Raw genomic sequence first — 12,789 nt, forward strand, 5'->3', positions numbered from 1 at the left:
CTAGCCCTGATGGCAGAGAAAATCCTTTTCCTTTTTTTATAAAAGGAAAAGATTGAAACGAATAGCAGGATTAGCTACTAAAAAACAAGAAATGAAAGTATTTGTAATAGGAATAGGATTGATAGGCGGTTCGATGGTATTGGACATTAGAACGCTGCATCCGGATGCCAAAATTTATGGAATTGACACTAACGAAGGTCATTTGGCGGAAGCCGTAGCTTTAGGAGTTGTTGATGGCGGTGCTACATTTGAAGATTTAGTTGATGCAGACTTTGTAATCGTTTCGGTTCCTGTTGATGTAGCATTGACTGTTTTGCCAAAAGTTTTGGATGTAATAGGAGAAAATACAATTGTTTTTGAGGTGGGTTCTACTAAGACTCCTATTTGCGAAGCGGTTGTCAATCATCCTAAGAGAAGAAATTTCATAGCAACACATCCTATTGCAGGAACGGAGTTTTCAGGACCTTCGGCAGCGGTAAAAGGATTGTTTCAAGGGAAGACGAATATTATTTGTGAAGTAGAGAAAACGACTTTCAAATTACAGGAAAAGGCGTTGGAGCTTTTTACCGCATTGGGAATGAGAATCCGTTATATGGATCCGAAATCACATGACAAACACATTGCTTACGTATCGCATTTGTCCCATATTAGTGCCTTTATGCTTGGAAAAACGGTAATTAATAAAGAGAAAGACGAACAGGATATTTTTGACATGGCGGGTTCTGGTTTTGAAAGTACGGTTCGTTTGGCCAAAAGTTCCCCGGCAATGTGGACGCCTATTTTTAAACAAAACAGAAAACAGGTTGTGAAAACATTGGAGGAGTATATTTTGAATTTATCAAAATTTAAGGAATTATTAGAGAAGGAAGATTACGATGCGATTTACAATGAAATGCAAAGTGTCAATAAAATTAGGGAAATATTAAACGGAATGAATGTAAAAAAGTAAGCCGTTTTTAGTAGATAGTCTCACAAAACAGTTTCAAAAAGAACAACACATAATAAAAAATAAATTTAGAAAAGATGGAAAACAAGAAAGAAATGAGAAATTGGTTGAATGAATTCAATTTGACTCATCCCTTTGTGATCGCAGGACCTTGTAGTGCTGAAACAGAAGAGCAAGTATTGAAAATTGCACATGAATTGAAAGATTCAGACGTGAGTGTTTTTAGAGCAGGAATTTGGAAACCTAGAACGCGCCCCGGAGGATTTGAAGGAGTAGGAGAGATCGGATTGAAATGGTTAAAAAAAGCCAAAGAACAAACCGGATTGCTGATGGGAACAGAAGTGGCAAACGCAGCTCACGTTAAATTAGCTTTAGAATACGATATTGATGTGTTGTGGATTGGTGCGAGAACAACAGTAAACCCTTTTGCAGTGCAAGAAATTGCAGATGCTTTGGCAGGGACTAAGAAAATCGTATTGGTGAAAAACCCAGTAAATCCAGATTTGTCGTTATGGCTAGGCGGTGTGGAGCGACTGTACAATGCTGGAATCGAAAAATTAGGGGTAATTCATAGAGGTTTTTCTACGTATGAAAAAACAAAATACAGAAACATCCCAGAATGGCAGATTGCTATCGAATTACAAAATAAATTTCCTGATTTACCTTTGATAATTGACCCTTCACATATTACAGGAGATCGTAAAATGATTCTGGAAGTGACTCAGGAGGCATTAGATTTGAATTATGACGGTATGATTATCGAAACACATACGGATCCCGATAATGCTTGGAGTGATGCTGCTCAGCAAGTCACACCAGATGCGTTGAAACAAATCTTCATTGACTTAAAAGTAAGAAAGCTAGATGATGTTTCTGATGAGTTTACACTTAAAATGAAAAAATTAAGAGCTAATATTGATGTTCTGGATGCCACTTTATTAGATTTGTTAGGGAAAAGAATGAAAGTTGCAGATGAAATTGGCCAAGTAAAAAAAGCTGCTAACGTTGCTGTATTGCAAAATAATCGTTGGAATGAAATCCTTGGAAAAATGATATTAGAAGGAGAGAAAAAAGGATTAACTGAGGAGTTTGTGTTAAGAATGTTCAAAGCCATCCACCAGGAAAGTATTGGTCACCAAGAAAAAGTATTGAATGCTTAAGTAACCAAGTAAATAATTATTTATTAAAACCTACAACTTGATTGTAGGTTTTTTTGTATTATTGCGCTCTTAATTATTTAAACTTAAACTATTTTATTATTATGAGAAAATTTATCTTTTTGGTTATTGGCCTATTATCTACAACTTTTATGTTGGCCCAATTCGAAAGTTCAAAACAAATTTTTGAGTCGCCTAAATTACAGCAACTTGTTGCATCGCACAAAACAGTTGCTATATTACCCTTTAAAGCATCAATTTCGTATAAAAGATTACCAAAAAATTTTGATGCCCAAACGAATAAAGAAGAAGAAAGAAAATTAGGATCTAACTTGCAATCAGGGATGTATACATATCTTCTTAGAAAATCAGATGATTATTCTGTTGTTGTTCAGGATATTGAAAGAACTAATGTTCTTTTAAAACAAAATGAAATTTATGATAAAATAGATGTAATGACTCCAGACGCACTAGCTAAAATATTAGGCGTTGATGCAGTAATTAAATGCGGATATGCTTATGAAAAAACAAGTAGTGAAGGTTTAGCGATTGCTAAAACACTTTTAATTGGTTTTGGAACAGGAAAAGTTGCTAGTGGAGAAATGACTATGAATGTATATAACGGAACAGATGGCGATTTGCTTTGGCGATTTTACAAAGAGATGAATGAAGATGTAATGAGTTCAGCAAATGCCGTGATGGAAAGAATGATGCGAAAAGTAGGTCGTAATTTTCCATACCAAATAAAAAAATAAAGAATCGAGTATTAAGAACAGTTGTGCTGAAAATCCCCAAAACTTTTTGTCAAAAAAATTATGGGGATTTTTTATTTCTAACTTAGAGTAATGGTATTCATAGTGAAAAACTTTAAACTTTATTCTGAAGCTTCGGGATAAACGGGAAACAAAGAATTATCTTTGCAAAGTCTTAAATTATAAATAAGAAATCTAAGATCGTTAATCTTCAATCAAAAATCCTCAATGACAGGACTCGTATACAAATCTACAGGAAGTTGGTACACCGTAAAATCCGAACAAGGCGATTTTATCGAATGCCGTATGAAAGGGAAATTTCGAATTAAAGGAATCAAAAGTACCAATCCTATTGCTGTAGGGGATATTGTGGATTATGAACTCGAAGAATCATCTGATACCGTTACCGGAACCATTCATAATATTCACGAGAGAAAGAATTATATTGTTCGAAAATCAGTGAATTTATCCCATCAGATGCATATTATTGCGTCAAATATTGATCGGGTTTTCTTGTTAGTTACTATAAATAATCCACCAACTACCTTTAATTTTATTGACCGTTTTCTGGTTACAGCCGAAGCGTATGGAATTGAAACCGTGCTGGTTTTTAATAAAATTGATACCTTTGATGAAGCTACGCTGGATGAACAATTGTATATGCAGCATGTGTATCAGGAAATTGGATACAAATGCCTGCGGGTTTCTTCTACGGAAATGAAAGGAATTGAGGAGTTGAAAGCTATGATGATTGGTAAAGTAAGTATGTTCTCCGGTCATTCAGGTGTTGGTAAATCAACGTTGGTTAATGCGATGGAGCCTTCGTTACACCTAAAAACAAAAACTATTTCTGAAGCCAGCAAGCAAGGGCAGCACACGACGACTTTTGCAGAAATGTACGATTTGTCATTTGATGCCAGAATAATTGATACACCCGGAATCAAAGGTTTTGGAATTGTAGATATGGATGCAGCAGAAATTAGTGGTTATTTTCCTGAATTTTTCAAGTTGAAAGATCAATGTAAATTTAATAATTGCTTGCATAAAGAGGAGCCGCATTGTGCTATTAAAGCGGCTTTAGAAAAAGACGAAATTGCGTGGTCCCGTTATAGAAGTTATCTTAAGATTCTAGAAGGGGATGATGAAAATTACCGTACGGATATTCATAACGAAGACCGAATAATTAGTGATAAAACGAGGGAATAGTTCTGAAATTAATAAAATTTTAGCTTCAATAATTATTTGAACTAAAAATAGTTTAAAAAAATAATTATGAATATTCATAATTTATCATTCCTAATTCACCATTATTTTGAAAGTTGTAATTCAAAGAGTTTCCTCAGCTTCCGTGACCATCGATAATAAAATTGTTGCCGATATCCAAAAAGGACTGATGGTCTTAATTGGTATTGAAGATGCCGATACTAAAGAAGATATAGATTGGCTGGTTAATAAGATAACTAACATTCGCATTTTTGGCGATGAAAACGATGTCATGAATTTATCCGTTAAAGAAATTGACGGAGATATTATTGTGGTAAGTCAATTTACATTACATGCTGCTACTAAAAAAGGCAATCGTCCTTCCTATATAAAAGCTTCAAAACCAGAAGTTGCTATCCCATTATATGAAAATTTTGTAAAACGCTTGGAAATAGAGTTGGGTAAGAAAGTTCAGACTGGAGTTTTTGGTGCAGATATGAAAGTACTTTTGTTAAATGATGGACCTGTAACGATACAAATAGATAGTAAAAATAGAGAATAAGATGAACCTAAAAAACTCCCAACAAGACGTTGATACTTGGATAAACGAACACGGCGTTCGGTACTTTAATGAGCTTACCAATATGGCACAACTTACGGAAGAAGTAGGGGAAGTAGCCCGAATCATCGCCCGTCGTTATGGAGAGCAATCTGAGAAAGAAAGCGACAAAAACAAAGATCTTGGTGAAGAATTAGCCGATGTGGTTTTTGTGGTTATGTGTCTGGCGAATCAAACTGGAATTGATTTGCAGGCTGCTTTCGATAAAAAGATGGTTCTGAAATCTATTCGAGACAAAGACCGTCACAAAAACAACGAAAAACTCAAATAAATTGTGAATTATAAAGGAGGAGTGGTAAATTGCACCCCAAAGTATTTGAGTAGAAAGCGAAAGCTAAAACTCATAATTCTAACTCATAATTAAAATATGAATTTACAGTTACAAACTTCCCAATCCAATTTACAAGCTCAAATAGCTGTTACTGGCTCAAAAAGCGAAACCAACCGATTGTTGTTATTGCAAGCGTTGTTCCCGAATATTACTTTGGCCAATACTTCAAACTCAGATGACAGTGAAGTGATGCAAAAAGCATTGCGAGGAAACGAGGAAATAGTTGACATTCATCATGCGGGTACGGCGATGCGTTTTTTAACGGCTTATTTTGCTGTAAACGAGGATCGAGAAGTAGTCTTGACTGGTTCGCAAAGAATGACAGAGCGTCCGATACAAGTTTTAGTAGAAGCTTTGGAACAATTAGGGGCGCAAATCTCTTATGAAAATGAAGTAGGGTATCCGCCTATTCGAATCAAAGGACAAAAAATCATTGCTTCTAAAGTTGCTATTCCTGCAAATGTGAGCAGTCAATACATATCAGCATTGTTATTAGTAGCTCCAAAACTAGAAAATGGTATTGAAATTACTTTGGTAGGTGAGATCACTTCGGTTCCATATATTAAAATGACCTTGGCTTTATTGAATGATTTGGATATCAAAACTAGTTTTGATGGAAATGTTATCACAGTTTACCCGAAACAGGAAGTGGAATCAAAAGTAATGACTGTAGAATCCGATTGGAGTTCTGCTTCTTACTTTTTCAGTTTGGCTGCTCTGGCTGAGAATGCAGCAATTTCATTGACTAGTTATAAAGAAACTAGTTTGCAAGGCGACTCCGCGTTGGTTGAAATCTACAAACAAATGGGTGTTGATACGCATTTTGAAGGAAACAAAATGGCCCTTACAAAACAAGTGGGGTTTATTCCTCAAACGGTAAATTTTGAACTCAACAACACCCCTGATATTGCCCAAACAATAGTAGTTACCTGCCTTGGATTAGGAATAGGGTGCCATCTTACAGGACTTCATACGTTGAAAATTAAAGAAACCGACAGATTGGAAGCGCTTCGAATTGAGCTAACAAAACTCGGAGCCAATATATCCGTTACTAATGATAGTTTGACGCTTTTGGCCTCAGACGAAATTGAACACAATGTAACAATTGCGACCTATAACGATCACAGAATGGCGATGGCATTTGCACCATTAGCTTTAAAAGTGCCAATAATCATCGAAAATGCGGAAGTGGTTTCAAAATCATATCCTGATTTTTGGGAAGATTTAAGACGTTTAGGTTTTCAGATTTCAGAAAAATAAGCGTTGTAAAGCATAGTGAATCAGTAGCTTTTGAAAATAAACAGCAAAACACTTGACAACGGCTATCTCACAATCGTATATTTGCAAACGATTTAGAATTTTGTTGTCTTAAGCGATCTTAAAGGGCATAATTTATAAGTCATAACTCATAACTTTTTTAAATGAAATTATCACATTTTCAATTCGATTTGCCAAAAGAACTTCTTGCCGAATATCCAGCTGAAAACAGAGACGAATCACGTCTAATGGTTATTGATCGTAAGAAGCAAACCATAGAGCACAAAATGTTCAAAGATGTTATCGATTATTTTGATGACGGTGATGTTTTAATTTTGAATAATACTAAAGTTTTTCCAGCACGTTTGTATGGAAATAAGGAAAAAACAGGAGCAAGAATCGAAGTTTTTTTACTTAGAGAATTAAATTCTGAGCAAAGACTTTGGGATGTTTTGGTTGATCCAGCACGTAAAATCAGAATCGGAAACAAATTATATTTTGGAGATGATGATTCCTTAGTTGCGGAAGTTATCGATAATACCACTTCACGCGGGCGAACTTTGCGTTTCCTTTACGACGGTTCTTACGAAGAATTCAGAAATAAATTAACAGAACTAGGAGAAACTCCAATCCCAAAATATATTTCAAGAGATGTGACCCCGGAAGATGCGGAACGTTACCAAACGATTTATGCTAAAGAAGAAGGAGCTGTTGCAGCACCAACTGCAGGATTGCACTTCTCTAAGCAGTTACTGAAAAAATTGGAAATCAAAGGTATTAAATTTGCCGAAGTGACACTTCATGTTGGTTTGGGAACTTTTAATCCAGTTGAGGTTGAGGATTTATCAAAACACAAAATGGATTCGGAGGAATTAAAAATTACGCAAGAAGCTTGTGATATTGTGAATGAAGCCAAAGCTAAAAAGAAACGTATTTGTACCGTAGGAACGACTTCTATGCGTGCGGTAGAAAGTTCAGTTTCTTCACATAATACATTGAATCCTTTTGACGGATGGACAAATAAATTTGTTTTTCCTCCTCATGAATTTACAATTCCAACATGTATGATTACTAATTTCCATACCCCAAAATCAACTTTATTAATGATGGTTTCAGCATTTTGTGGTCATGATTTAATGAAAAGAGCCTATGCAGAAGCAATTGAAGAAGGATACAAATTCTATTCCTATGGTGATGCCATGTTGATTATCTAATTAAAAACTGATTTCACATACAACAAAATCTCGTCAATATTGGCGAGATTTTTTTTTGTGTGTGTCCCGCTGAAAAAGCGGGTCAGGCTGTACACTGTATCTTTATTTTCTTAAAGAAAAAAAATAAAGGATGCTACTTCCATCCCTCACCTAAGATAATTCAGGGATAATTCATAATTTGTATTCCTAATTCACTTGATACACCAGCCGTACCGTAATATTAGCTGTTTTGTTTTTGGACTGCGTATTGAAAGAGCCACCATACGAAAAATCTTCAGATGAGTTTTGACCTGTTATTTGGAAAACACCCATGTCTGATTTTTTTAAATTCCCTAAACTTGCATCAGCATTTTCAGCAATGCTTTTGGCCCTAATGCTCGCATCTTTGGTAGCTTCGGCAATCATCTTTATTTTTAGTTCGGCAAGTTTTGTATAATAATATTCGGGTGGATTGGAGTAAAATTCAACACCTGAGTTGATCAATTCACTGGACTGTCGGGATAATTCCTCGATTTTATTGACTTCCTTAGATTGAATAGTCACACTTTGGGTTAAGGTAAATCCAGTGAAATTTTGTTGTCTTGTAGTTCCGTTTTCATTAAAAATTGTTTCAAAATCTTTATTGAAATTCACTGCGGAAAAGACCATCTCGTTTGGAGTAATTCCTTTGCTCGATAAATAGTTTTTTATTTTTTCTCTATCAGAATCCAGAGCAGCGTATGCTTCTTTTAAAGTCAGGCTTTTTTTAGAGAAAGAGCCGCTCCAAACAATCAAATCAGATACGAAATCTTTCTTTCCGGAGCCGGTCACACTAATGGTGTCATTGCTTTTATTTCGATTCTGAAAAGCATTCGAAAATAAATACGAGGAAATCACCACAGCAATAGCAATAATAATAACGTTTAAACTGTTTTTAAGCATAGCTAAGGATTTTAAATTCAATCAAATATACTTAAATAACGATTTGGTTTTTAATTCAGTATAGTATTTGACAACTATTTTTCTTAACTGTAATTCTGACGGTATAAGTATAGCTAAACGGATAAAGTCTTTTATCCATTTGTCTTTTTTTACTACTTTTACAAAACAAAATATAAAATATGACTTTCCAAAATACCCTAGACTTTGCAAAATTGCTTGATTCACAAGATCACTTACAAAAGTATCAGGATGAATTTATTTTTCCTAAAGTGAATGGTGAAAAGGTCATTTATTTTACTGGAAATTCATTGGGATTACAGCCTAAACGGAGTAAAGCCTATGTAGATGAGGTAATGGATGATTGGGCGAATTTGGCTGTTGAAGGTCATTTTTATAGTAAAAAACCATGGTGGGATTACCATGAACGCTTTGCGAATCCGTTGAGTAAAATTGTAGGTGCTTTACCAAGCGAGGTTACTGTAATGAATACCTTAACGGTAAATCTTCATTTGTTGATGGTTTCCTTTTACCAACCTACAAAAACTAGATTTAAAATCATTTGCGAGGAGAAAGCATTTCCATCGGATCAATATATGTTTCAAAGTCAAGTGCATTTCCACGGGCACAAACCCGAAGATGCCGTTGTTGAAGTCAAGCGTCGCGAAGGCGAACACAACATTCGCTTGGATGATGTTTTGGCAAAAATTGCAGAAGTTGGTGAGGAATTGGCTTTAGTTTTAATTGGCGGTGTTAACTATTATACGGGACAAGTTTTTGATATGAAAACCATAACGGCTGCTGGACATAAAGTAGGAGCTTATGTTGGTTGGGATTTAGCGCATGCTGCCGGAAATGTAAAATTGGAATTGCACGATTGGGAAGTTGATTTTGCTGCTTGGTGCAGTTACAAGTATATGAATTCTGGGCCAGGAAATGCTTCAGGATGTTTTGTTCACGCAAAGCACCATAACAATCTAGAGTTGCCAAGATTTGCAGGATGGTGGGGACACAATAAAGAACGCCGTTTCAAGATGGAACAAACATTTGACCCAATTGATGGAGCGGATGGATGGCAAATAAGTAATCTTCCCATTCTTTCTCTAGCGCCATATTTAGCATCTGTTGAACTATTTGACGAAATAGGAATGGATGCTTTAATTTCAAAAAGGGATACAATAACTTCGTATTTAGAGTTTATTCTAAAAGAAATAGACAAAGAAGTAGACAGTACTTTCGAAATAATCACTCCTGCTAATCCATCTGAAAGGGCCTCCCAATTATCCGTATTGCTTCATGGAGAAGGCCGTGGTTTGTTTGATTATTTAATGAAGCATGGAGTAATCACGGATTGGCGGGAGCCAAATGTTATTCGCTTAGCTCCTGTTCCTTTGTATACTTCCTTTGAAGATATGTATCGTTTTGGACAAATTCTAAAAAGAGGAATTCTAAGATAAATCAGTCCCGGAATTATATAATAAATAGTTTGAATTCTATAAGTTTATGACAAGGTTTTAATGTTCCTTTGTAGACTTAGTAATTTTTAAAATTTTAAATCATGAAAGTATTATATTTTATATTAGTTTCTCTAGTTGTTGTTTCTTGTCAAAATCAAGGAAAAATGGATGTTCAGAAAGCCAAACAAGTTTCCGTGGATTCTATGAAAGTTGAAATAGAGAAACAACGCGTTATTGATTCCATGCAAGTTGAAATAGCTAAAATAGAAGAAGCAAAGATAGAAACTCAAAAAGAAGTTATTGTTGTTAATCAACAAGCCCCTAGAACAACTACTACAACGACAACAGCTACAACCACAAAAAGGAAAGGTTGGAGTAGCACTGCTAAAGGAGCTGTAATTGGAGCTGGTGTTGGTGCCGCTACTGGCGCTATTATTAGTAAGAAAAAAGTTCAAGGAGCTATAATTGGTGGTATTGCAGGCGCTGGAGTGGGTGCAGGAACAGGTGCTATTATAGATGGAAGTAAGAAAGAATAAATAGTTTTTTTTATAATGAGAGTGTTTACGTTCCAATAGAATTTAAACACTCTTTTTTTTTGGTTGTTTTTATTTAAAGAGAATCCATATCTTCGATAATAGTATTAGCCTTTACTTTGATTTTATACAATTCTTCAGGATTCATTTTTTTTAATAAATTCAGCATCATCCCCATGCGCTGGTTTCCTTTGAAATACTCTTTTTTCTCATCTAGGAAATTCCAATATAACGTATTGAAAGGGCAGGCTTTGTCTCCAAATTTCTCTTTGACATTGTAATGGCATTTGCTGCAATTATTACTCATTTTATTGATATAGCTCCCGGAGGAAACATACGGTTTAGTCGCAATAATTCCGCCATCTGCATATTGTGACATGCCTCTAGTGTTGGGCATTTCTACCCATTCAATAGCATCAATGTAAACGCCTAGATACCAAGCATCTACTTCATCAGGATTAATTTGTGTTAACAAGGTAAAATTACCGATTACCATGAGGCGTTGAATGTGATGTGCATATGCTTCGTCTAAACTCTGATTGATGGCATGGCTCATACAATTCATCTTAGTTTTTCCCGTCCAGAAGAAATTTGGTAATTTATTGTGATTTTCTAAAGCATTCAGTTGTGCATAATTGGGCATTTCTTTCCAATAGATTCCACGAATGTATTCGCGCCAACCTAAAATTTGTCGCACAAAGCCTTCTACCTGTGAGATGGAAATTTCAGTTTCGTTTTTATGATAAAAAGCAATAACGGTTTCCAGAACTTCTTTTGGCGAAAGCATTTTACTATTCATTGCAAACGACAAACGAGAATGGAAGAGAAATTTTTCATCTGTGTGCATCGCATCTTCGTAATCGCCAAAATGTTTTAATAAATTCATACAGAAATAATCCAAAACCTCCAAACTTTCCTCACGGGAAGTAGGCCAGCTGAAATTAGTTTGAGTAATATTTCCAAAAGTGATTATGCCGGCTTCTTGAATTTGAGAAGCTACTTCAGATACATTTTTATGAAAATTTTTCTCTGTTGGAATCGGGACTTCTCCTTTGTATTTTTTACGATTATCAGCATCAAAGTTCCATTGATTTCCTATAGGAGTAGAGCCATCCATTAAGAGATGGTGTTTCTTGCGCATACTACGATAGAAATTCTCCATCAACAATAGTTTTTTACCTTCAAAAAAATCAGAGAGTTCGTGGCGTGTGGTGTAAAAATGCTCGGTATCAAAAACTCCTGACGCTATTTTAAGATTAGCACAAATGGTCTTGAGTTGCTCGTCGAGTCGATATTCATCGGGTAACAGGTATTCGAATTTTTTGATGTCATATTTGTGGATACAAGCAGCAATGATCTTTTCTAGATCTTGTGGATTATCAGGATCTGTAATTTGAAAATAAACGGCTTGGTGGCCCTGAGCCTGTATCGTTGAGTAAAAATTCCTCATCGACAAGAAAAAAGCCACTACTTTCTGTATGTGATGCTTTACATAATCCGTTTCTTGACGCATTTCGGCCAAGACGTAAATAATGTTTTTGTCATTTTTATGAAACCAGGAATGATTTTCATTCAACTGATCGCCAAGGAGTAACCGAAGTGTCATCATACTTATTTTTTATAAAACGAAACGGTAGGTATTTCTTTTCTAGCATATTGAAAGCGATCTACTAATTTGGGTAAGCAATACCCATCAAGACCATTAAGCGCCACAACATTTCCTTTGTCAATCTGTAACCAGCCATCCTTATGTTCTAATTCCTCTTCAAAGAATAAACTTTCAATTGCCGCAATTACATGAATTGTGTCATTTTCCTTGATGTAATATTCATTTACATATTTGCAATACAGCTGCACAGGGCTACCTTTTACAAAAGGGATTTCAATATTGGGTTTGTATTCTTCTTCTAAATTAGTTTTATCAAACTCAGAAATGCCCAATTCATAATTTGCAGATGTGTGGTGGGCGGCTTCAATCATGTCAACAGTTATGTGATTTACGGTGAAATATCCAGTTTCTTTAATATTTTTATAAGTATCTCTGGGAACTGTCGTGGGACGTATTATAAATCCAATCATTGCAGGATTACTCCCTAAGTGGGTTACACTGCTAAAAATAGCTACATTAGAGTTTCCTTCTAGGGATTTTGTTGCAAGTAGATTAGCTGATTTGTAACCCGTGCAGGAATTGATAAGATTCAATCTTTCAATCTTTTCCATCTGGGAAATATCATTTTTAGAAATGTGTTTCATTTTTTTAAATTTAATTAAACAAATATACTTTTTGTTTAATTAAATTTAAAATATATTAAACAAATAATTAAAATTTAGATTAAAACTGTTGAATCTGATTTGAATTCAAGTGCTGAAATAAATAGTTTTTCAAATAACTACCAAATCCT

At 35.1% G+C, this 12,789-nt stretch carries 13 protein-coding genes; 10 read left to right on the forward strand and 3 right to left on the reverse strand.

The genetic code is table 11. The features are described 5' to 3' along the window. Positions 1-91 precede the first annotated feature (91 nt). The 8 genes from ACNQF9_RS06105 to queA all read left to right on the forward strand — a co-directional run bounded on the left by ACNQF9_RS06105 (position 92) and on the right by queA (position 7,479). Positions 92-949 carry a prephenate dehydrogenase gene (locus tag ACNQF9_RS06105; protein WP_417959410.1) on the forward strand — a complete coding sequence of 286 codons (858 nt, stop codon included), beginning with the start codon at positions 92-94 and terminating at the stop codon, positions 947-949. Between the two features lie 74 nt (positions 950-1,023). After that, complete coding sequence (locus ACNQF9_RS06110; protein ID WP_417959349.1) at positions 1,024-2,106, forward strand: chorismate mutase; 1,083 nt, start codon at positions 1,024-1,026, stop codon at positions 2,104-2,106. Positions 2,107-2,207: 101 nt separating this feature from the next. Next, positions 2,208-2,858, forward strand: a complete 651-nt coding sequence (locus ACNQF9_RS06115; RefSeq protein ID WP_417959351.1) for a hypothetical protein — start codon at positions 2,208-2,210, stop codon at positions 2,856-2,858. A gap of 225 nt (positions 2,859-3,083) precedes the next feature. After that, entirely contained in the window at positions 3,084-4,061 is a 978-nt protein-coding gene (rsgA, locus tag ACNQF9_RS06120; RefSeq protein ID WP_417959352.1) for a ribosome small subunit-dependent GTPase A, read from the forward strand. Positions 4,062-4,167: 106 nt separating this feature from the next. Continuing rightward, positions 4,168-4,620, forward strand: a complete 453-nt coding sequence (dtd, locus tag ACNQF9_RS06125; RefSeq protein WP_417959353.1) for a D-aminoacyl-tRNA deacylase — start codon at positions 4,168-4,170, stop codon at positions 4,618-4,620. Between the two features lies 1 nt (position 4,621). Beyond that, the gene (locus ACNQF9_RS06130) at positions 4,622-4,948 is read left to right on the forward strand and encodes a nucleotide pyrophosphohydrolase (RefSeq protein WP_417959354.1); all 327 of its coding nucleotides are present in this window, start codon (positions 4,622-4,624) and stop codon (positions 4,946-4,948) included. A gap of 96 nt (positions 4,949-5,044) precedes the next feature. Next, positions 5,045-6,268 carry a 3-phosphoshikimate 1-carboxyvinyltransferase gene (gene aroA / locus ACNQF9_RS06135; RefSeq protein WP_417959355.1) on the forward strand — a complete coding sequence of 408 codons (1,224 nt, stop codon included), beginning with the start codon at positions 5,045-5,047 and terminating at the stop codon, positions 6,266-6,268. Positions 6,269-6,429: 161 nt separating this feature from the next. Further along, positions 6,430-7,479 carry a tRNA preQ1(34) S-adenosylmethionine ribosyltransferase-isomerase QueA gene (gene queA / locus ACNQF9_RS06140; RefSeq protein ID WP_417959356.1) on the forward strand — a complete coding sequence of 350 codons (1,050 nt, stop codon included), beginning with the start codon at positions 6,430-6,432 and terminating at the stop codon, positions 7,477-7,479. Positions 7,480-7,665: 186 nt separating this feature from the next. Here queA and ACNQF9_RS06145 read toward each other — a convergent pair whose 3' ends face one another. Next, entirely contained in the window at positions 7,666-8,400 is a 735-nt protein-coding gene (locus ACNQF9_RS06145) for an SIMPL domain-containing protein (RefSeq protein WP_417959357.1), read from the reverse strand. A gap of 179 nt (positions 8,401-8,579) precedes the next feature. Here ACNQF9_RS06145 and kynU point away from each other — a divergent pair, with 179 nt between their 5' ends. Then, positions 8,580-9,854, forward strand: a complete 1,275-nt coding sequence (kynU, locus tag ACNQF9_RS06150; RefSeq protein WP_417989838.1) for a kynureninase — start codon at positions 8,580-8,582, stop codon at positions 9,852-9,854. A gap of 101 nt (positions 9,855-9,955) precedes the next feature. After that, complete coding sequence (locus ACNQF9_RS06155; RefSeq protein WP_417959359.1) at positions 9,956-10,390, forward strand: YMGG-like glycine zipper-containing protein; 435 nt, start codon at positions 9,956-9,958, stop codon at positions 10,388-10,390. 73 nt (positions 10,391-10,463) lie between these two features. Here the strand turns inward: ACNQF9_RS06155 and ACNQF9_RS06160 are convergent, their stop codons facing one another. Both ACNQF9_RS06160 and ACNQF9_RS06165 read right to left on the reverse strand, forming a co-directional pair. Then, on the reverse strand, positions 10,464-11,996 hold the full coding sequence (locus ACNQF9_RS06160; RefSeq protein ID WP_417959360.1) for a cryptochrome/photolyase family protein: 1,533 nt from the start codon (positions 11,994-11,996) through the stop codon (positions 10,464-10,466). A 2-nt stretch (positions 11,997-11,998) separates the two neighbouring features. Beyond that, a complete protein-coding gene (locus ACNQF9_RS06165; protein WP_417989839.1) occupies positions 11,999-12,640 on the reverse strand; it encodes a flavin reductase family protein in 642 nt (213 codons plus the stop codon). Positions 12,641-12,789 lie beyond the last annotated feature (149 nt).

Origin of the sequence: Flavobacterium amylolyticum, from assembly GCF_048284335.1 — a bacterium.
GTDB lineage: Bacteria > Bacteroidota > Bacteroidia > Flavobacteriales > Flavobacteriaceae > Flavobacterium.